This is a genomic window from Streptomyces sp. NPDC059668, assembly GCF_042734135.1.
Taxonomy (GTDB): domain Bacteria; phylum Actinomycetota; class Actinomycetes; order Streptomycetales; family Streptomycetaceae; genus Streptomyces.
The window spans coordinates 328,516-348,255 of record NZ_JBHWEL010000001.1 but is presented as its reverse complement, the minus strand read 5'-3'; the positions used below and the strand labels follow the sequence as shown (position 1 = coordinate 348,255).

19 protein-coding genes are annotated in these 19,740 nt (G+C 71.2%); 8 read left to right on the top strand and 11 right to left on the bottom strand.

What is annotated here, in order from left to right; all coding sequences use genetic code 11:
- Positions 1-95: 95 nt before the first annotated feature.
- Positions 96-995 (top strand): NAD(P)-dependent oxidoreductase, encoded by a 900-nt coding sequence (locus ACFV2J_RS01540; protein ID WP_385095751.1) that lies wholly within the window; start codon positions 96-98, stop codon positions 993-995.
- 135 nt (positions 996-1,130) lie between these two features.
- On the opposite strand, the gene ACFV2J_RS01535 is transcribed toward ACFV2J_RS01540, so the two are convergent.
- The 6 genes from ACFV2J_RS01535 to ACFV2J_RS01510 all read right to left on the bottom strand — a co-directional run bounded on the left by ACFV2J_RS01535 (position 1,131) and on the right by ACFV2J_RS01510 (position 6,870).
- Positions 1,131-2,351, bottom strand: a complete 1,221-nt coding sequence (locus ACFV2J_RS01535) for a cytochrome P450 (RefSeq protein WP_385095742.1) — start codon at positions 2,349-2,351, stop codon at positions 1,131-1,133.
- A 26-nt stretch (positions 2,352-2,377) separates the two neighbouring features.
- Entirely contained in the window at positions 2,378-3,154 is a 777-nt protein-coding gene (locus tag ACFV2J_RS01530) for a (4Fe-4S)-binding protein (protein ID WP_385095745.1), read from the bottom strand.
- A 61-nt stretch (positions 3,155-3,215) separates the two neighbouring features.
- Positions 3,216-4,211, bottom strand: coding sequence for a 3-oxoacyl-ACP synthase III family protein (locus ACFV2J_RS01525; protein ID WP_385095748.1), 996 nt, complete (start codon positions 4,209-4,211; stop codon positions 3,216-3,218).
- Positions 4,212-4,252: 41 nt separating this feature from the next.
- Positions 4,253-5,485: a beta-ketoacyl-[acyl-carrier-protein] synthase family protein gene (locus ACFV2J_RS01520; protein WP_385436912.1), complete on the bottom strand. Its 1,233-nt coding sequence runs from the start codon at positions 5,483-5,485 to the stop codon at positions 4,253-4,255.
- Positions 5,482-5,730: an acyl carrier protein gene (locus ACFV2J_RS01515; RefSeq protein ID WP_385094114.1), complete on the bottom strand. Its 249-nt coding sequence runs from the start codon at positions 5,728-5,730 to the stop codon at positions 5,482-5,484. The genes ACFV2J_RS01520 and ACFV2J_RS01515 overlap by 4 nt, the downstream gene beginning before the upstream one ends.
- Positions 5,731-5,817: 87 nt before the next feature.
- Entirely contained in the window at positions 5,818-6,870 is a 1,053-nt protein-coding gene (locus tag ACFV2J_RS01510; protein WP_385094111.1) for a beta-ketoacyl-ACP synthase III, read from the bottom strand.
- A 743-nt stretch (positions 6,871-7,613) separates the two neighbouring features.
- On the opposite strand from ACFV2J_RS01510, the gene ACFV2J_RS01505 reads away from it, so the two are divergent.
- From ACFV2J_RS01505 to ACFV2J_RS01485, 5 genes are all read left to right on the top strand, one after another.
- Complete coding sequence (locus tag ACFV2J_RS01505; RefSeq protein ID WP_385094108.1) at positions 7,614-8,996, top strand: ricin-type beta-trefoil lectin domain protein; 1,383 nt, start codon at positions 7,614-7,616, stop codon at positions 8,994-8,996.
- Positions 8,997-9,095: 99 nt separating this feature from the next.
- Positions 9,096-11,246 carry an RICIN domain-containing protein gene (locus ACFV2J_RS01500; protein WP_385094117.1) on the top strand — a complete coding sequence of 717 codons (2,151 nt, stop codon included), beginning with the start codon at positions 9,096-9,098 and terminating at the stop codon, positions 11,244-11,246.
- A gap of 26 nt (positions 11,247-11,272) precedes the next feature.
- A complete protein-coding gene (locus tag ACFV2J_RS01495) occupies positions 11,273-12,565 on the top strand; it encodes a ThuA domain-containing protein (RefSeq protein WP_385436908.1) in 1,293 nt (430 codons plus the stop codon).
- A 418-nt stretch (positions 12,566-12,983) separates the two neighbouring features.
- On the top strand, positions 12,984-13,160 hold the full coding sequence (locus ACFV2J_RS01490) for a CsbD family protein (RefSeq protein WP_385089327.1): 177 nt from the start codon (positions 12,984-12,986) through the stop codon (positions 13,158-13,160).
- Positions 13,161-13,321: 161 nt separating this feature from the next.
- Positions 13,322-13,690 (top strand): low affinity iron permease family protein, encoded by a 369-nt coding sequence (locus tag ACFV2J_RS01485; protein ID WP_385089324.1) that lies wholly within the window; start codon positions 13,322-13,324, stop codon positions 13,688-13,690.
- Between the two features lie 107 nt (positions 13,691-13,797).
- On the opposite strand, the gene ACFV2J_RS01480 is transcribed toward ACFV2J_RS01485, so the two are convergent.
- The 3 genes from ACFV2J_RS01480 to ACFV2J_RS01470 all read right to left on the bottom strand — a co-directional run bounded on the left by ACFV2J_RS01480 (position 13,798) and on the right by ACFV2J_RS01470 (position 15,830).
- The gene (locus tag ACFV2J_RS01480) at positions 13,798-13,953 is read right to left on the bottom strand and encodes a DUF6131 family protein (protein ID WP_266696366.1); all 156 of its coding nucleotides are present in this window, start codon (positions 13,951-13,953) and stop codon (positions 13,798-13,800) included.
- Positions 13,954-14,064: 111 nt separating this feature from the next.
- Positions 14,065-15,168, bottom strand: a complete 1,104-nt coding sequence (locus tag ACFV2J_RS01475; RefSeq protein WP_385089318.1) for a sensor histidine kinase — start codon at positions 15,166-15,168, stop codon at positions 14,065-14,067.
- Positions 15,165-15,830, bottom strand: coding sequence for a response regulator (locus tag ACFV2J_RS01470; RefSeq protein WP_385089315.1), 666 nt, complete (start codon positions 15,828-15,830; stop codon positions 15,165-15,167). Before ACFV2J_RS01470 ends, ACFV2J_RS01475 begins: the two co-directional genes overlap by 4 nt.
- Before the next feature lie 394 nt (positions 15,831-16,224).
- On the opposite strand from ACFV2J_RS01470, the gene ACFV2J_RS01465 reads away from it, so the two are divergent.
- On the top strand, positions 16,225-17,109 hold the full coding sequence (locus ACFV2J_RS01465; protein ID WP_385089312.1) for a histidine phosphatase family protein: 885 nt from the start codon (positions 16,225-16,227) through the stop codon (positions 17,107-17,109).
- A 16-nt stretch (positions 17,110-17,125) separates the two neighbouring features.
- On the opposite strand, the gene ACFV2J_RS01460 is transcribed toward ACFV2J_RS01465, so the two are convergent.
- Complete coding sequence (locus tag ACFV2J_RS01460; RefSeq protein ID WP_385437030.1) at positions 17,126-17,722, bottom strand: hypothetical protein; 597 nt, start codon at positions 17,720-17,722, stop codon at positions 17,126-17,128.
- Between the two features lie 360 nt (positions 17,723-18,082).
- Positions 18,083-18,412: a hypothetical protein gene (locus ACFV2J_RS01455; protein ID WP_385089307.1), complete on the bottom strand. Its 330-nt coding sequence runs from the start codon at positions 18,410-18,412 to the stop codon at positions 18,083-18,085.
- 331 nt (positions 18,413-18,743) lie between these two features.
- Between ACFV2J_RS01455 and ACFV2J_RS01450 the strand changes: the two genes are divergently transcribed.
- On the top strand, positions 18,744-19,442 hold the full coding sequence (locus ACFV2J_RS01450) for a hypothetical protein (protein ID WP_385089304.1): 699 nt from the start codon (positions 18,744-18,746) through the stop codon (positions 19,440-19,442).
- Positions 19,443-19,740 lie beyond the last annotated feature (298 nt).

Here is a 19,740-nt window from a genome sequence, read left to right as displayed (position 1 = left end):
TCGGGGGGCGCGGGCGCGGGCCCCCCCGCGCCCCCCCCGCGCGCCGCGGTGGGCCGCCCGGCCTCCCGGTCGCGGAACGGAAGCGGTGGTGCGTGGTGTACGTGGGTTTCATCGGCCTCGGGGTCATGGGACGGCCCATGGCGCTCAACCTCGCCCGCGCGGGCACCCCCCTCGTCGTCTGGAACCGCACCCCGGCGAGGTGCGATCCCCTCCGCTCCGCCGGAGCCGAGATCGCGGCGAGCCCCGGTGAGGTGTTCGACCGGGCGGACACCGTCCTGCTCATGCTGGCCGACGAGGCCTCCGTCGACGCCGTCCTGGGTCGTGGGACCCCGGACTTCGCCGCACGCGTCGCCGGACACACCGTCGTCCACATGGGAACGGTCTCGCCGGAGTACTCCGCCGCCCTGGGAGACGACATCCGCTCCGCGGGCGGACGCTATGCCGAGGCCCCGGTCTCCGGCTCCCGAGTCCCGGCGGAGCAGGGCCAGTTGGTGGTGATGCTGGCCGGTGACGCCGAGACCGTGAAGGCGGTGCGCCCGCTGCTCGCTCCCCTGTGCCGCGAACAGTTCGACTGCGGCCCCGTCCCCTGCGCGCTGCTGATGAAGTTCTCGGTGAACCTGTTCCTGATCACACTCGTCACCGGTCTGACCGAGGCCTTCCACTTCGCCGACCGGCTCGGGCTGGACCAGCGCCTGCTCCAGAACGTCCTGGACGCGGGTCCGATGGCCAGCGCCGTGTCCCGTGGGAAGGCACCGAAACTGCTCGCCCGCGACTTCGCCGTGCAGGCGGCGACCACGGACGTCCTCAAGAACAACCGGCTGATCGCGGACGCCGCCCGAAAGGCCGGTCTGGCCTCGCCGCTCCTCGACATCTGTCACGCGCTCTTCGACGAGACCGTGGCCCAGGGACACGGCGGTGAGGACATGGTGGCCGTGCTGCACGCGCTCGAGGCCAGGACCGGCAGTGCGCGCCGGCACGGCTCGCCCGGCCAGTGACGCGGCCGTCCTTCACCCTCGGGGATCGGCTCCCGGGCCGGGGCGGCACACGGGCGTCACCGTGCACGCGGAGACGCGGTGCCGCCGGGCCTGCGACGCGGCGTTTCCGCGCCTCCGCGCCCGGCACGCTCACGGCTACCAGGTCACCGGCAGCGCGCGAAGACCGTAGACGATGGCGTCCCGGTTGTAGACGAGTTCGTCCGGGGACGTCGCCAGACGCAGTCCGGGCAGCCGTCGCAGCAAGGTGGTGAGGATGATCTGAAGTTCGACCCTGGCCAGCGTCTGGCCCAGGCACTGGTGGATGCCGTAGCCGAAGGCCACATGCCGCCGCGCGTCCCGGGTGAGATCGAGCTCGGAGGGGCAGGTGCCACCCTCCGTCGCGAACAGCGCCGGTTCACGGTTGGCGGTGGAGAGCATGCAGATCACCCCGTCTCCTGCCGGGATGGTGACCCCGCCCACCTCGACGGAGCAGGTCGCCGCACGGCCCAGGCCGAGGTGGATGATGGTCAGGTGGCGCAGGAGTTCCTCGACGGCCCCCCGGACGCGTTCCGGATCGTCGCGCAGGAGCGCGGCCTGCCCGGGGTCGCGCAGCAGGGCGAGCACGCTGACGGCCGCCATGTTCGCGGTGCTCTCGTGACCGGTGACGAGCAGCAGGAATCCGAGTGACGCCGTCTCCTGGGGGGTGAGGTCGTCGCGGGCCACCAGACGGCTCAGGATGTCGTCCCCCGGCCGGTGACGCTTGTCCTCGGCCAACTCCGCCAGATAGTCCATGAGTTGCGCGTGCGCCTGCTCGGCGCGCTTGCGGGTCGTCCGGTTGTCGAGCAGGGTGCGGCTGAGCGACTGGAACAGGTCGTGGTCCTCGTAGGGCACCCCCAGCATCAGACAGATGACCAGGGACGGGATGGGCAGGGCGAAGTCGGCGACGAGGTCCGCCGAGGTGCGTCCGTCCGTCATCCGGTCCACGGCTCCGTCGACGATGTCCTGGATGCCGGGGCGCAGTTCCTCGATGCGCTTGACCAGGAAGTCCTTGGTGACCATACGGCGCAGACGGGCGTGTTCGGGGTCGTCCATGCGGATGAAGCTGGGCTTCGCGGTCGCCAGTTCCCGCTGCCCCGCCGAGAGGAAGGGGAACCCGGGAGTGCGGGCGTCGGCGCTGAATCGGGGGTCGGCCAGCACGGCGCGGACCTCCTCGTATCCGGTGACGAGCCAGCATGCGGTGCCGTCCGGCAGCACGGCACGGGTGACGGCGGCCCCATGGGCGGCGGCCGTGTAGGCCGGGGGTGGGTCGAAAGGGCAACTGCCGTAAGGGGCAGGGAGATTGAGTGCGGGGGCGGGCGCGGGGACGGTGGTGGTCATGAGCCGGGCTGTCTCCTGGTGGGGGGTCACGTGACGTCCATGAGGGTGATGGCACCACTGGGGCACAGGTCCGCGGCCAGGCGCACATCGCCGGCATGCCTCTGGTCGGGCTCCGGTACGAGGAGGGTGACGCGTCCGTCGGTGTCGCTCTGGTCGAACACCTCCGGCGCGGCGCCGACGCACTGTCCCGCGCCGCAGCAGAGTTCCCTGTCCACACGGACGGTGAGGTGCGGACGTCCGGCGCCGTCGTCGGAGGGGGTGCGCAGGACGCCGAGGGTGGTGCACATGGCGGCGGTCTGGCCGGTCAGGACCAGCAGTTCGATCAGCTGCTCCGGGCTCAGGAAGCGCACGAGCCGCTGCCAGAGTCCGTCCGGCACCGCGGAGTTGTCGGCGAGCAGGTCGCAGGTCTCCAGGAGCGCGCGTTCCTCCGCCGTCCAGGGGTGGGCGTCCGGGTCCGCCGCCGTGGCCACGATCTCCTCCGGCGTCAGTCCGGCCTCCGTCGCCGGCGTGCGGTGGCGCTCGTGGACGAAGGTGCCGCCCAGCCGGTGGGCGGTGCGCAGGACGGCCAGCTCACGTCGGCGGTCACCGAGCGTGCCTTCGTGGGTGAGTACACGGGCGAGGGAGAGCCACGCGTGGGCGAGGGCCGGGTGATGGGCGAGGGTTCCGAAGAGGTTGAGCCGGCCGGCTCCGTCCTTGTGGGAGTCCGCCAGGAGGGAGCGCAGCGGCGCCGGCCAGTCGCACGGCGGCAGGGGTGGGATGCGGGGAGGTCCGGGCACCCGGACGTCGGCGGGTGATGAGGTCATGGGGGTGGCTTTCGGGTTCGTACGGGTTCGGACGAGGCGGGGGCGTTCCCGGAGCGAATGGTCACCACCGGCAGACGACCACTCCGGCGCTGGCCCCGCTCGCGAAGCCGAACATGCCGACCAGGTCGCCGCGTCGCAGCCGGCCGTTCTCCAGGGCGGTGGCCAGCTGGAGCGGGATGGTGTTGGTCGCCACGTTGCCGTGGGCCGGGAAGGTGGCCAGGATCCGGGCCGGGTCCACGCCCACCCAGTCGCAGACGACCCGGGTGAACGGCACGGACGGCTGGTGCACACAGACGAGGTCCAAGTCGTCGCTCGCGACGCCGAACTCCTTGAGCGCTCCGCGCACCTTGCCGGGCAGTCCCTCGAACGAGCCGACCAACTGCGCGGAGTCGATGCGCAGATGACCGAGCCTGCGGTGCTGCGCGTAGGGGTTGGGCAGCGTCGCCGCCCGCCAGCCCCAGGAGTTGGCGAAGAAGCGCGAACCGACGATGCCGGGGCGGCCGCTCGCCTCCACCAGCAGGGCCGAGCCCATGTCGCCGGTGCTGAGGCTGGGCAGCGCGGTCAGGACGTCCGCCGGGTCGTCCACCTCCCAGCGGCTCTCCCGGGTGCTGACCTCGGCCGTGGTCACGAGCACCCTGCGGTACCGGCCGCCCCGGATGAACGCGTCCGCGACCTCCAGTGCGTTGAGGACACCGTTGCAGGCGTTCTTCAGGTCGAGCACGGGACATCCGAGGCCCAGTTTGTCGGCGACAACATGGGCGGTGGCGGGCTCCTCCATGTCGGCGAGGATGCCCGCGTAGAGGAGCAGGTCGACGTCGGCCGGATCGGTGTCCGTGTCCGCGAGCAGACGCCGTGCCGCGTGGACGGCCAGGTCGGAGGGCTGGTCGTGGTCGGCGGCCACGGTGCGCTCGGCCAGCCCGTACATGCGCTGGATCACTCCGCGGGACAACGGGACGGCGGGACTGCCCGCGCGGAACCGGTCTTCCACCGCGGCCACGCTCTGACGCCCCTCGGGGATGTGGACGGTCGCGTGAACGATACTGCTGTGAAGGGTCATTGATTCAGTCCTCGGTTCGGTCCTCGGTGAAGAGCGGCACGTCAGTCCTCGGTGAGGAGCAGCACGACGTTGTGCCCGCCGAACCCGAAGGACTGGCTCACGGCGGCACGGACGCGCTGAGCGCGCGGCCGGTCCGTGACGCAGTCCAGGTCGAAGGGGAGGTTGCCGGCCGTGAGGTTGGCGACCGGCGGCACGGTGGACCGGTGGATGGTCAGGGCCGTGAGCGCCGCCTCAATGGCGCCCGCGGCGCCGAGGCTGTGCCCGAGCACTCCCTTGGGCGCGGTCACGGTGGGCCGGTGCGGGAGCACGCGGCCGATCAGTTCGGCCTCGGTGGAGTCGTTGAGGGGCGTGGACGTACCGTGCGCGTTGACGTGATCGACGTCCGCCGGATGGAGGTCCGCTTCCGCGAGCGCCGCCCGTAGCGCCACCTCGGCGTGGACCCCGCCGGGAGCCGGGGCGGTCGGATGGTGGGCGTCGGAGGAGAGGCCGACCCCCGCGAGCCGCGCGTAGGCGCGCCGGCCGCGGGCCCGCGCGTCCGCCTCCCGCTCCAGTACGAGGACGGCGGCGCCCTCCGCGATCACGAAGCCGTCCCGATCCGCCGCGAAGGGCCGCGAGGCCGCCCCGGGGTCGCCGGCTCGGGCCGAGAGCGCGCCCATCCGCTGGAAGCCGGAGGTGATCACAGGGGTGACGGCCGCCTCCGCGCCGCCCGCCACGGCGATGTCGCACAGGCCGGCCAGGAGCAGCCGGCGCGCCGTGGCCAGCGCGCTGGCGCCGGAGGCGCACGCCGTCTCCGTGGCCAGGGAGGGGCCATGGGCGCCCAGGTCCAACAGCACCTCCCCCGCAGCCATGTTGGGGATCAGCATGGGTACCAGCGCGGGCGAGACCAGCTCGGGACCGCCGTGGTGGTGGCGGAGGGTCTGCTCCTCCAGATGCGCCGCTCCGGCGAGCCCGGAACCGATCACGACGGCGACGCGGGTGCCGTCCCACCGGACCGGGTCGAGGCCGGCGTCGGCGACCGCCTCGCGTGCGGCGAGCACGGCGAGCCGGCTGAAGTGGCCCATGCGCCAGGCCTTGCCGCCTCCGATCCGGGCCTGCTCCGGGGTCATGGCCGGGATGCGGCAGGAGAAGTCGACCGGGCAGTCCTTGAGTTCGGGGTCCGTCGCCGCGGCGGAACGGCCGCGCAGGATCCCCTCCCAGGTCGGCTCACGGCCGACCCCGGCCGGGGTGATCAGCCCCAGGCCGGTGATCGAGACGGCGGTCTGACGTGACGTCACGAGGAGCCCTGCCGGTCCCGCTTGGCGTTCAGCGCGGCGACGAGCCCGCCCACGGTGCTGTGTTTGGCCGCCTCGTCCTCCTCCACGACGACACCCAGCTGTTCCTGGAGCGCCAGGGCGAGTTCGGCCAGCGCGAGGGAGTCGAGGTCGAGGCTCTCCAGGGTGGCCTCCGGGCGGATGCTCTCGGGACTGACCTCGAACTTCTCGGTCAGTACGGCGGTGACGGCGGTCTGGACGGGGGACATGGGCGTTCCTTTCGGCACAACTGGCGGCAGCTGCTGGGCAGGAGGCGAGGGGGACCGTGGACAGAGGGCCCCGGGGGAGAAGGAGGGTCAGACGGCCGGCGCGGCGGGGACCGCCACGTGCGGGACGACGCCGTCGAGCGGGGGCACGGACGGGAGGTCCGGCCACAGCAGTGCGGCCGAGCCCCAGGTCAGTCCGGCTCCGAAGGCGGTCAGCAGCACGCGCTGTCCGCCGCTCAGTTCACCCCGGGACGCGGCATCGGCCAGGGCCAGGGGAACGGACGCGGCGCCCGTGTTCCCGACCCGCTCGATGTTGGTGACATGCCGATGAGCCGGTACGGGGATGCGGGCGCCGACGGCGGAGAGGATGCGGGAGTTGGCCTGGTGGGCACAGAGCCGGTCCACGTCCTCCGCCGACCAGCCCGCGTGTTTGAGCACGGTCTGGGCGGATCGTGCCATGCGGGTGACGGCGTGCTGGAACACCTCACGGCCGTGCATGCGGAAGTAGCGGTCGTCCGGGCGGTAGTCGTCGGGGCGGGCGCGTTCCAGCGCTCCGCCGCCGGGCACCTGGATCAGGGTGTCCGCCGAGCCGTCGCTGCCGAGGTCGAACGCGACGACGCTGCCCGGCTCGCCCCTGCCGCCCCCGCGGAGTACGGCCGCCGCGGCACCGTCCCCGAAGACGATTCCGGCGGAACGGTCCTGCGGATCGATCAGGGTCGAGTACACCTCGGCGGCCACCAGGAGGACCCGGTCGGCGCACCCGGCCGCCAGGACGCCGCAGGCCGTGGCGAGGCCGTAGACGAATCCGCTGCACGCGGCGGACACGTCCCACGCGGCCGCCCCGCCCAGTCCGAGCCGGGTGGCGAGCCAGGGCGCCATGGCCGGCATGGGCCGGTCCGGAGTGGACGTGGTGACGACGACGGCGTCCACCAGCGGCAGGCCCGCGACGGCCAGCGCCTTGCGGGCGGCTTCCAGGGCGAGATCGCCCGTGGCGACGCCGGGCGCGACCCACCGTCGCTCGCCGACGCCGCTGCGCCTGCGGACCCAGGCGTCGTCGACACCCCACGCGACGGGCAGCTTGTCGTTGGTCACCGTACGCGGCGGAACGAACCCGGCGATGCCCTCGAGGACGGCCGTCGTCACCGGGCGGCCTCGTCGTGTCGGGCCGTCAGCGGGATCGCCAAACGGGCTTCGGTACAAGGGGATTGGTGAGTCACACACGCCTCGATGGGGAGTGATCTTGAACGAGCGGCATGACTGTAGATCGGATCAAGATCACCTCGCCACGCGACGAGATTCGAACGAAAGAACCATTGATGTCGGGTGATCGGAAAACGCCAGGTCAGCGCCGGGAGCGCAGAATCGTTACGGCCATTGGGCCAGTAGTGCGCCACCCGAAAGGCGGCAAAAGGGGACGACCGTTCGAGACAATTCCGCACACATGAACAGCGCATAAGCGCTCCCACCGCCCCCGCGCCATCCGGCCGGCGGCACCCCGCCCCCACCTGCGGGTTCCCGAACTCCCGCCATCGGTGCGCGCGGTCGACCCAGTTCGTCCGCGGTCACGACTCGAGGGAAAGGGCGGGGCGGACTCGGGCTTCACCTCCCTCCGTACGTACGACAGACCGAAGGGCGTTCGGAAACGTGACCACATCTCGGCATCGGACGGTCGGAGCCTCGACTCCGCGCCGCCGCCGCGGGGCTTCGGAACGTTCAACTCCTTGTGCTCGGGGCCCAATTCGCGGAGTCCTTTGCTTCATCTCTTGACGACTATGGTTCAGACCTTTAGGTTCCCGATCACCACGGCTCCATGAATGCACCCATCGTTCATGAACGTGAACACTCCCCCACCATCAGCCTCACCTGAAGGGCTGTGATCCCCCCTGATGACCAGTCAACGCCTCACGCGCTCAACCGTGTTGCGCGCCGCCCTCACCACCTCGCTGCTCGCGCTCTCGGCCGGTGCGCTGACCGCGGCACCCGCCTCCGCCGCCACCGGCACGATCACCGGACTCGCGGGCAAGTGCCTCGACGTGGCCGCGGCGAACTCCGCGAACGGCACGGCCGTACAGCTCTACGACTGCAACGGCACCGCCGCCCAGCAGTGGACGGTCGGCTCCGACGGGACGATACGGGCCCTCGGCAAGTGTCTTGACATCACCGGCAACTCGACCGCGGACGGGGCCAGGCTCCAGCTGTGGGACTGCTCCGGCGGCGCGAACCAGAGGTGGACGGTCTCGGCGGCCCGCGACCTCGTCAATCCGCAGGCCAACAAGTGCGCCGACGTCACGGGCAACACCTCGGCGAACGGCGCCCCGATACAGATCTGGACCTGCACGGGAGGCGCCAACCAGAAGTGGACCGCGCCCGCCGCGGGCGGCGGCGGCACCAACCCCGCCGCGCCGATGGCTGTCGCCCCGTACCTCTACAACGGCTGGGGCAGCCCGCCGAACCCCACCACGGTCATGAACGCCACCGGCGTCAAGTGGTTCACGCTGGCCTTCGTGCTCAGCAACGGCTACTGCAACCCGCAGTGGGACGGCGGCCGCGCCCTGACCGGTGGCGTCGACCAGCAGACGGTCAACACGGTACGGGCGGCCGGCGGTGACATCATCCCGTCGTTCGGCGGCTACAGCGGCAACAAGCTGGAGAGTTCCTGCTCCAGTGCCGGGGAACTGGCGGGCGCGTACCAGAAGGTCATCAACGCCTACGGGCTCAAGGCCATCGACATCGACATCGAGGCCGACGCCTACAGCAACGCGACGGTCCAACAGCGCACCGTGGACGCGCTCAAGACCATCAAGGCCAACAACCCGGGCATCAAGGTGTACGTCACCATCGGAACCGGGCAGAGCGGCCCCGACACCAGTCTCATCAACCGGGCCGCGTCGTCCGGCCTGACCGTGGACAGCTGGACGATCATGCCGTTCGACTTCGGCGGCGCCGGCCAGAACATGGGCACGCTCACCCAGCGGGCCGCCGAGGGCCTCAAGACGGCGCTCAAGAACGCGTACGGCTACAGCGACGACCAGGCGTACCGGGACATGGGCATCTCCTCCATGAACGGGATCACCGACCAGAACGAGACGGTCACCGTCGCCGACTTCCAGGCCATCCTCGGCTACGCCCAGCAGCACCACCTGGCGCGGCTGACCTTCTGGTCGGTCAACCGCGACCGCCCCTGCACGAGCGGCGTCGCCGACAGCTGCTCCGGAGTGGGCCAGCAGGACTGGGACTACACGCGCGTGCTCGCGAAGTACACCGGCTGACCTTCCCCACCCCCACCAGCCCAGGAGAGACCCGTGTCCCGATCGACAAGACATTCCGGCCGACGCCGGATACCGAAAGCGCTCGCCGCGGTCGCCCTGGTGGCGACCACGGTCTCGGGCCTGGCGGCCGCCACGCAGAACGAGGCGACCGCCGCGGCCGCCGCACTGCCCACCGGCTGGGCCACGGTCGTCAGCGCCGCCAGCGGCAAGTGCGTCGACGCGCGCGCCGCCGCGACGGCGAACGGCACCGCGGTCCAGCAGTACGCGTGCAACAGCAGCCAGGCCCAGCAGTGGCAGATCGCGGCCACGTCCGGTGGCTACTCCCAGGTCGACAACCGGGCCGACGCCACCAAGGCGTGGGACGTCACCGACGTCTCCACGGCGGACAGCGCGCTGGTGCAGCTGTGGACGTACAGCGGCGGCAACAACCAGCAGTGGCAGGCCGTGGCGGACTCCGGCGGCTCCTACCACTTCGTCAACCGCAACAGCGGCAAGTGCCTGGACGTGCCCAGCGCGTCCACCGCGGACAGCGTGCAGCTCCAGCAGTACACGTGCAACGGCACGGCGGCCCAGTCGTTCTTCGTCAATCCCGTCGACACGACTCCGCCGCCCGGCACACCGGACCTCGGTCCGAACGTCACCGTCTTCGATCCGTCGACGCCCGCCGCCACGATCCAGAGCAGCCTCAACTCGGCGTTCTCGCAGCAGGAGACCAACCAGTTCGGCACCGCCCGCAAGGCCTTCCTCTTCAAGCCGGGCACCTACGACGCCAACGCCAACGTCGGCTTCTACACCCAGGTCGCCGGCCTCGGCCTCTCCCCCGACGACGTCAACATCCGCGGCGCGGTGCACGCGGAGGCCGACTGGTTCCAGGGCAACGCGACCCAGAACTTCTGGCGGTCGGCGGAGAACCTGTCGGTGACCCCGACGGGCGGTTCGGACCGCTGGGCGGTGTCGCAGGCGGCCCCGTACCGGCGGATGCATCTGCGCGGCAACCTCGCCCTGGACGACGGCGGTTGGTCCAGTGGCGGCTACATGGCCGACACGAAGATCGACGGTCAGGTCAACTCGGGTTCGCAGCAGCAGTGGCTGTCCCGGAACACCGAGTGGGGCAGCTGGACCGGCTCCAACTGGAACATGGTCTTCGTCGGCTCGAAGAACGCCCCCGCCAACAGCTTCCCCAGCCCTCCCTACACCACGGTCGCCCAGGCACCGGTCACCCGTGAGAAGCCCTTCCTCTACGTCGACTCCGCGGGCGCCTGGAAGGTGTTCGTGCCCTCCGCACGCGCCAACACCAGCGGCACCACGTGGAGCGCGGGTACCCCGGCGGGCGCGTCCCTGCCCCTCTCCGACTTCTTCATCGTGAAGCCGGGCGCGACGGCCGCCCAGATGAACGACGCACTCGCCCAGGGCAAGAACCTGCTGGTGACGCCCGGGGTCTACCACCTCTCCCAGACACTGAAGGTGACCCGCCCCGACACCGTCGTCCTCGGCCTCGGACTGGCCACCCTCATCCCCGACAACGGCATCACGGCGATGACGGTCGCGGACGTGGACGGCATCCAGCTCGCCGGACTGCTGATCGACGCGGGGACCACCAACTCCGCGCAGCTCGTGGAGATGGGGCCCAGTGGCTCCTCCGCCGACCACAGCGCCGACCCCAGTTCCCTGCACGACGTCTTCTTCCGCATCGGCGGAGCGGGCGTCGGAAAGGCCACCACCAGCCTGACCATCAACAGTGACGACGTCATCGGCGACCACTTGTGGCTGTGGCGCGCCGACCACGGCAGCGGTGTGGGCTGGACCAGCAACACCGCCGACACGGGCCTCGTCGTCAACGGCGACGACGTGACGATGTACGGGCTGTTCGTCGAGCACTACCAGAAGTACCAGACCGTCTGGAACGGCAACGGCGGCCGCACGTACTTCTACCAGAACGAGATGCCCTACGACCCGCCCAACCAGGCCGCCTGGATGAACGGCTCCACGCAGGGCTACGCCGCCTACAAGGTCGCGAACTCGGTGACCAGCCACCAGGTGTACGGATTCGGCAGCTACTGCTACTTCAACGTCAACTCGTCCGTCGCCGCCGAGCACGCCATCGAGGCGCCGAACAACGCGAACGTGAAGTTCAAGGACATGGTGACGGTCTCCCTGGGCGGCACGGGCACGATCCGGCACGTCATCAACGACCGGGGCGGCCCGTCCAACTCCGCCACGAACGTCGCCAATCTCGTCAGCTACCCGTGACCGCCTCAGAGGGGACTGATCAGCCGATGCACACCACCGGATCCCGACCGACCCGCCTGGTCCTGCGGCTCCTTCTGCTGCTGGCGACGCTGCTCGCCGTGGCGGCACCGCCCGCCGCGCAGGCGAGTACGACGGCGGCCCCGTTCAAGGTACTGGCGCTCTACAGCGGCACCTGGGACGCGGCACACATCGACTTCGAGAAGGAGGCGAACGACTGGTTCCCCAGGCAGGCCGCGGCCAACGGCTTCACCTACACGGCCAGCACCAACTGGGACCTGCTCAGCAACGGCGGCGTCAACGCGTATCAGGTCGTGCTGTTCCTGGACGACCTGCCGCAGACGTCGGCCCAACGGACGGGCTTCGAGCAGTACATGCGCAACGGCGGCGCCTGGATGGGGTTCCATGTCTCGGCGTTCACGACGAGTGCGTCGGACTGGCCCTGGTACCACAACCAGTTCCTCGGCAGCGGGAACTTCAAGTCGAACACCTGGGGTCCGACCAGCGCGGTCCTGAAGGTCGAGGACCGTACCCATCCGTCGACCAAGAACCTGCCGGCCACGTTCACCTCGGCCGTCAGTGAGTGGTACAGCTGGTCCAACGACCTGCGGCAGAACCCGGACATCAAGATCCTGGCGTCCGTCGACCCCAGCAGCTTCCCGCTGGGCACCGACCCCAACCAGAGCTGGTACAGCGGCTATTACCCGATTCTGTGGACCAACACCAAGTACAAGATGCTGTACGCGAACTTCGGTCACAACGCGATGGACTACTCGACCAACACCCGCCTGTCGTCGACCTTCGCGAGTGAGACACAGAACCGGTTCGTGCTGGACGGACTGAAGTGGCTCGGCGGGGCCGACAACACCACCCCGCCGGCGGACTCGATCTCGGAGACCGCCTGGTACTCGCTGAGCAATGCCGGAAACGGCACGTGTGTGGACGCGCGCGCGGCCGCCACGGCGAACGGGACCGCGATCCAGCAGTACGCATGCAACGGCACCCAGGCACAGCAGTTCCAGTTCCGCTCGACCGACAGCGGATACCGGCAGGCCGGCATCCGCGGCAACCCGCAGCAGGTCATCGACGTGACCGGCGTCTCGACCGCCGACAACGCGCCTCTGCAGCTGTGGGCCTACGGGGGCGGGCAGAACCAGCAGTGGCTGCCCGTCAAGGAGAGCACCGGGCGCTACCACTTCAGTGCCCGGCACAGCGGAAAGTGCCTGACGGCGGCGAGCGCCGCGACGAACAGCGTCCAGCTGACCCAGCGCACCTGCGACGGCTCGTCCGCGCAGAGCTTCACGCTCACCGCACAGCCCTGACCGGCCGGCACCCGGGTGCCCCTGTCCCACCGCGCTCCGGCGGCGGGACAGGGGCACCGCTGCGTCCGGCCCGGCGCCGGCGGACACGGACGTCACAGGGCCGTGGCCGGTCGGCCGGGCGCGCCGCCGGCAGGTCGGTCGGTCCGTCCGGGACGCGAGCGGACGGAATGGACGGCGGCGGCCGGGGCACACGCCCGTAGGAGCCTCGTCGCCCCCATCCCCGTGGCGGCGAGGCTCCGTGGTCGGGCCCGGCGACCGGGGAAAGCCTGTACGCAGCGGCGAAGCCGGACCCGGGGACCGACCGGAAAGTTCGCGCGGCGCCGGTTTGCGTCACCGGCCCGGCGGCCACACGGTGAAGAAAGGTGCGTCGCCTCCACGGGAACGCACTCGTCGGCGATTCGAGAAGAGGGCGATCGTGATGATCAAGGGAAACGCCAAGACGAAGCAGATCACGGGCAGGATGCGCGAAACGCTGGGCAAGGCCATCGGTGACAAGTCCATGCAGCGGAAGGGCCGCAGCGAACAGTTGCGGGGCAAGGCCAGCGAGATGACCGGCAAGGCCGCGGACCGCATGCGCAAGCGGATCAAACACTGACATTGAGAAGGTGCCGACAGCACCGCGCGTCCGGCGGCGTCAGGGCGTCGTGCGGCATTGCGTGCGACGCCCCGCCCCACCCCGGACATGACTCACCCTGCCCTGCCCGGAACGGCCGGTGACCGGGACCCCGCGACGGACAGCACGGAGAGCACGGAACGATGACCATCGAGCACCCCGCGGACCGTGGCGGCGACAAACGCGGCAGATTCGAGCGATTCGCGGAGTCCGCGTCGAAGTTCACCAGCTCACCGGTCTTCTTCGTGTTCTGCCTCGCGCTGGTCTCCCTCACCGTCGCGCTCCACGTCGTCGGCGTCGAAGTGACCTGGCTCCTGTTCGCCGGCGAGTCCATGACCGCGGTGACACTCATGCTCCTCGCCCTGCTGAAGAACTCGGAACTCCGCGCCGACCGGGCGATCCAGCGCAAGCTGGACGCCATCGCCGCGGCCCTGCTCGAAGCGCAGGAAGGCACCCCCGGGAAGGCGCACGAGAACCTCAGGGACGTCATTCGGCTGGAAGACGAGATCTGACGGGATTCCGCCGAGATCCGGGAGGTGCGAACGCGCCTCCCGGATCTCTCCGCGCCTTCACCCAAGGTGCCGAACCTTGTGGTGCCGCGCCGCGCGGGAGCGCGACGTCACCAATAGTGCCGCCGGCCGCCGACCGCGTGTCCGATGCCTCCCAGAATCCACAGAACGACTCCGATGATCACCAGGATGACCCCGATGGTCCAGAGAATGCTGATGCCTGCCACGAGGCCGATGACGAGCAGAATAACTCCGAGGATGATCATCTTTTCCTCCGGTCGGGAGCTTGACCCCCTAACCGCCGAGTCCCCGCAAATATTCGGCCGCAAACACGGCGGCGGCCCGGCCGGCGCGAGCCCGCGGATCGCCGCGGTCGGTCATGACCGGTCCTCGGCCGGGAGCTCCAGGCGCAGTTCGTAACCCCCGTCGGCCGTGGGTCCGGCGGTGACGGTGCCGCCGAGGAGGGCCGCGCGCTGGCGCAGGCCGACCAGTCCGTGGTGCGCGCTCGGGAGCGGGAGCGGGGGGCGGGTCGGCGCGGTGTTGGTGACCGTGGCCCGGACGGCGCCGTCATGGTGGCGGATGCGAACCGTCGCGGTGGTTCCCGGGGCGTGTTTGCGTGCGTTGGTCAGTGCTTCCTGAACCGTGCGGTAGATGGCCCGCTGCACGGTGGGCGGCAGGTCGTCGGGCACGTCGGTCTGCAACTCGGTCTCGATGCCACTGTTGTCGACCAGCCGTTCGAGGTCCGCGAGGGACGGCTGCGGTGTCAGCTCCGTGGGACGCCCCCCGGACGCGCGCAGGACGCTGACCATGTGCCGAAGCTCGTCCAGTGTCTGGACGCTCAGCCGCCGGATCGTGGCGGCCGCCTCCTTGGCCTCGGCGTCCTGGGTACCGACCTGGAGGGCTCCGGCCCGCACCGCGATCAGGCTGACCTGGTGGGAGACCACGTCGTGCATCTCCCGGGCGAGCTGGGCGCGTTCCTTGGCCAGCACACTCTGCGCGGTCAGCAACCGTTTGTGGTCGCGCGCCTCGGAGATCTCGGCGAGTTGCCGCGACAGATCACGCCGGGCCTGGACGAGTTGGCCGAGGAAGACGGGAGCGGCCGCCGTCGCCGCGGTGTAGCCCAGCGTGATCACGGTCGCCGTCTTCGCGAAGTCGTAGCTCAGTGACGGCCACTTCGTCATGTCGCAGATCGTGAACGCCGTGACACAGAGAGCGAGCATGGTGCGATGACGGCTGAACGAGGCGAGAGTGTACAGCGCCGCCAGCGCGGCGAAGACGGCATCGGACACCAGGACCGCGGGCAGCGTGAGCAGGAAGGTGAGCAACGGCCTGCGACGTCGCAGAAAGAGGGAGAAGGCGGCGACCAGGGCGCAGGTCAGCCGCAGGGGCTCGTCGATGTGGACCTTGACCCAGACGTCGACGAGCGACGCGGCGACCAGCGCGGCGTCCACCAGCGGTGCGCGCGGCCTGCGGAGGCTCATCCCCCCTCCTCGCCCCGCGGCTCCTTGAGAAGGCCGGCCCGTTCGGCGAGCAGGGCGGCCTGGACACGCCCGTCCACCTCGAGTTTGCCGAGGATCGCGCTCACATGGTCCTTGACCGTGCCGGTGCTGAGGTGCATCCGCGTGCCGATGTCGGCGTTGGACAGTCCCTCGGCGATGAGGACGAGCACGGCGCGTTCGCGGTCGGTCAGCCGGGCGAGGCTGCGGGTGGCGGATTCCCGGGGACCGGCGTTCAGGTAACCGTCGACGACCGTCCGGGTCACCTTGGACGACAGGACGGTGCCGCCGTCGGCCAGTGTCCGCACGAGGAACGGGAGCTCCTCGGGATCGGTGTCCTTGAGCAGGAAGCCCGCGGCCCCCGAGCGCAGCGCCGTCGTCACGTATTCGTCCATGTCGAAGGTCGTGAGCATGGCCACCACCGGGGGGTGGGGCAGCCGGCGGAGGCCGGCGAGGACGGTGAGCCCGTCGACGTCCGGCATCCGGATGTCGAGAAGTACGACGTCAGGGCGTATGTCCTGGGCTGTCTGGAGTGCCTGGCCGCCGGGAACCGCGGCCGCGACCTCGATGTCGTGTGCCGCGTCGAGGATGTGCTGAAAACCCGTACGGATCATGGCCTCGTCGTCGACCACCAATACCCGGATCACAGGTGCTCCACTCGCCGCCGGACCACTGTCCGATTCGTACCATGCCGAGCACGCCCCGCGGCCGTCCGACACCGGTTACGGCCGGGCGGCGGGGAGTGCGCCAGCCAGTCGGCGGGGCGGTTCCGGACACCTGCCGGATGTCCGCCGCGCGCGGCGCCCTCGACCCTGGAGCGTATGACGCACGACCTGGCGGAGGTGGTACCGCCCGGGGCGGCGCCCGGGACACCGGCACCGGCCTCTTCGCCTCGTGCGTCGCCCCGGCGTCACCGCTCCTCTCCGGCCCGTCGTCGACAGGACGGCCGGTCGGCCTGGACCCGGCACGCGACGGCACCCGCGGTCCTCGACGGACTCACCCCATCCGGCACCCACGCCGGGCCAGCTAGGAGGTACGCCGATGTCGGTCCGCCTGACGTTCATGTGCGCGACAGCCTCGGACACCGCCAGGGGCGCCGTCTTCGGTGACGGCCCGCTGAGCGAGGACGGCCTGGCCGAGGCGCGCGCCGTGGGCGAGACGCTCCCCGCGTACTCTCCGGTCGTCCGGGCGCCGTCGGTCCGCTGCGCGCTGACCGCCGACGCACTCGGACTCGACGCCACCCCGGATCCCGCGCTGCGCGACTTCGACCACGGGACATGGCGCGGCCGCACCGTCCGTGAGGTCGTGGAGGACAACCCCTACGGCTACGCGAGCCGGCTCACGGACCCGGATGCGACGCCGCACGGAGGCGAGTCCGTACGGCAGCTCTGCCGCCGCGTCGCGTGCTGGCTGAGCAGCGTGCCGCCGTTCATGGACCGGGCTCTGCTCATCACCGAACCGGCCGTCGTGCGGGCCGCGCTCGTCCACGCGCTGTCGGCACCGGCGACGGCTTTCTGGCACTTCGAGGTGCCGCCTCTGTCGACGGTCTCCCTGACCCTGCGGGAGGGCCGCTGGAACGTCCGGCCCGGCCGCCTGTCCCCTGAACGAGCCGGCACCAGCCGCACCGTGCCCATGCCGTGTGACGCCCCGCGGGATCGCACGGCCCCTCTGTGGGCCGACGCGGTGAGCGACGAGTGGTACGACCTCGTCGCTCGGGTGACACCCTCGGACCACGTCGGCCGGTCCGTCAGGCCGGGCAGGCCGCACGCCACGGAGAACGGGGCCGGCGGTGCCGCCGCGGCGGGCGCGGGGCCGGTGGGCCGGGCACTGGCGGCCCGGGGCCGGGAGCCGCTGAGCACGGGTGGTCACCGGGTGTGCGGGCGCTGCCGGGTCCGTCTGCACCCGCGTGGCGAACCGGAGCGGTGAGACCCGGCTCGCTCTCTCAGCCCGGGAAACCGCCCTGGTTCCGCCGTCCCTGTCGCTGCTGCGGGCGGCCGCGGACGCCGGAACGGCGACGCGACGGCGCGGGAGGAGCGTCCGCGCTGTTGAAGCCCGGTCCGGTGGGGGCGCTGAATCCTCCGGGCACCGCTGGTGCCGTCGTCGGCTCGGCGTGCGCCGGCGCGGCGGCCGACACGGGCGCCTCGCGTGTGCGCGGCAGTGCGCGGCCCACGACGCGGGAGTTCGTCATCAGCGGGGCGCACGCGGTACAGACTTCGAGCAGGGTCCAGACCTGGCCGACCGCGGGGTCGTGACGCAGGACCAGGACCACTCCGCCCGCGCAGTGCGTGTGCGTGCCCTCGTGGGCCGCGCACTGTGTCTGCCGGCAGGCGCAGGCGGCGTCGGGGTGCACGGTGGCGGCGCGGGCGTGCGCCCCCGCGTGGGCTTCGGCGAAACGGCGAAGCGCCGTCAGGTCGCGGGAGCGGGGCGGCATTCCGCACGACGAGGAGCACGACACGGAGGCGGTACGGTCGCTGTGGCCGGAGACCCGGATGATCCATGTCCGTCCCGGGCGGCGTGCAGCGGGTGTTTCGGGGTACACGAGGTCCAAGACCGGCAGTCCTTCGGTAAGGGAGGCGGGGTGCACGTCGGTGCTGGGCACCACGTATACCTGTACCCCGTTCTCCGGCGGGTCATTTACCAGTTGCGCCGAGGTCCTTGAGAAACGACTCCCGCACAGCGCATCGACTTCTGGCAAAAGCGACTGTGATCATGCCATGGGCGCACGCGGACGACGAAGGCACGGCACGTCAGGCCGGACGTCCCCGGTGGCCACCGGGGCCCCGCGTGCTGCGCGGGGCCCCCGGGCAACCCTCCTGGCTCGCGCAGCACATGGGACGGGACGCGCCGCGGTGAACGGGACCGGCAAGGAACGGTGACCGCCCTCCCCGGCACCCCCGCCTCAGAGTTCGCGGTCGATACCGGTGTCGATGCCGGTCACGACCGCCGCCCCCAGCATCGCGTCGCCCTCGGCGAGCCCGCTGTCGCGCAGCGCCCCCGACACCAGCCGTACGGCCTCGTGCTCGGCGCTGGACCGGTCCGCGGCCTCGACCTCGACCCGGGCGGCGAACCTCCCGTCCTCCTCCACCGTGAGCAGGCTCAGCTCCTCGTTCTCGCCCAGATCGGTGTTCTTCGGGTCCTGGGGCCGGAGCCTGCGCTCGATGTCCGTGCGGGCGCTGTCGGACATGCCGTGGACGAAGGTGCCGGGGACGGTGATGACGTACGTGGTCACGGGAACTCCTTACGAGAACGGCCGGGGCGCCCCCTCGCCCGCCGGATCACCGGCATCACGGGGTCTCCCGAGGTGCATGCGGTGCGTCTTCCCCGCCGTCGGCCGAGAACACCGGTCACCGCACGACCGGCCCCCGTGAGCTCACCCGTCCGGCTTACCCGCGTCTTCGGGTCGAGTTGACGGAGTATGTCCAGGCATCCCGCGTACCCGGGGCCCGTGGTGGCCCGCGCGTGGCGTGCGCGGGGAAAGACTTCAGCCGGATTCGTGGCCGGATCCCGTCCTCCGGACGACCGGCACGTCGCGGCTGGGTATCCCTACCGCAGGTAGACCGGTGCACGCGGGGTGGGAGGAGCCGACCCTGGTGGTGTGGAGGGGACCAAGACCCGAGAAGGGACCGTCACGCCGTACGCTGCGGCGGCTCGCGATCCGTGCACTGCGCGACCAGGGGCGCTACGGGCCCGGCCTCCGTGAGGTGCTGCCCGCCCTAGTGGTGGTCGTGGTGGTCGTGTGCGGGACGGTGGCGGGCGTCGCCGTGGCCTTCCGCGCCCTCGGTGCCGGCGTGCTCGTCGCGGTGCCGGCGCTCCTCGCCGTCGCCACCCTGGTCGCGGTCCGGTATCACCGTCCGCTGGCCCGTCGGCGGCTTGGCCACTACACCCCCGAGGAACTCTCGGAACTCGACACGGAGGGGCTCGCCCTGGCCGTGTCCCGGATGCTGCGCCGGGACGGCTGGTTCGTCCTCCCGCCGTCCAGGGCGCAGGACCGGCCACGCGTACGGGCGCGCAACGACCAGGGACACCGCATCGAGGTGGCGTTCCGGCCCGTGGCCGAGCCGCTGCCCGACGAGGACGCGCCCGCGCGCTCCGGGCGCCGGGTGAGCACACCCCTGCGACTCGTGGTGCACCGCGGGACCTTCAGCCACCGTGACGTCCAATGGGCCCGGCGCCAGGGAGACATCCACCTCATCGACGGCCCGCGCCTGCGGAGCTGGGCGCACGGCACCCCTCTGCACCGGCTGACCGATGCCTCCTGAGCGGCCCCCGCCTGCCGGAACCGCGCGGCGGGTCAGACGACCGGCGGCGCGCGGCCCACGCCGTACCCCGTCCGGACCGCCGATCCCACCGCGCGGTGTCCTCTCCGAGGCGCCGAAGTCACCCGTACGACCGACCGTCCCAGTGACCGGAGAGCCGTCGAACACATGTGCCTCACACGAAGCCCCCGTCCCGCCCGTCACAGCCATGACAGCAGCAACACAGGAGGTCAGAGCCTTGAACACCGTCCGACCAGCCACTTGAGGAAAAACCCTTTGCACTGCCCGGGCCGCCGAATAG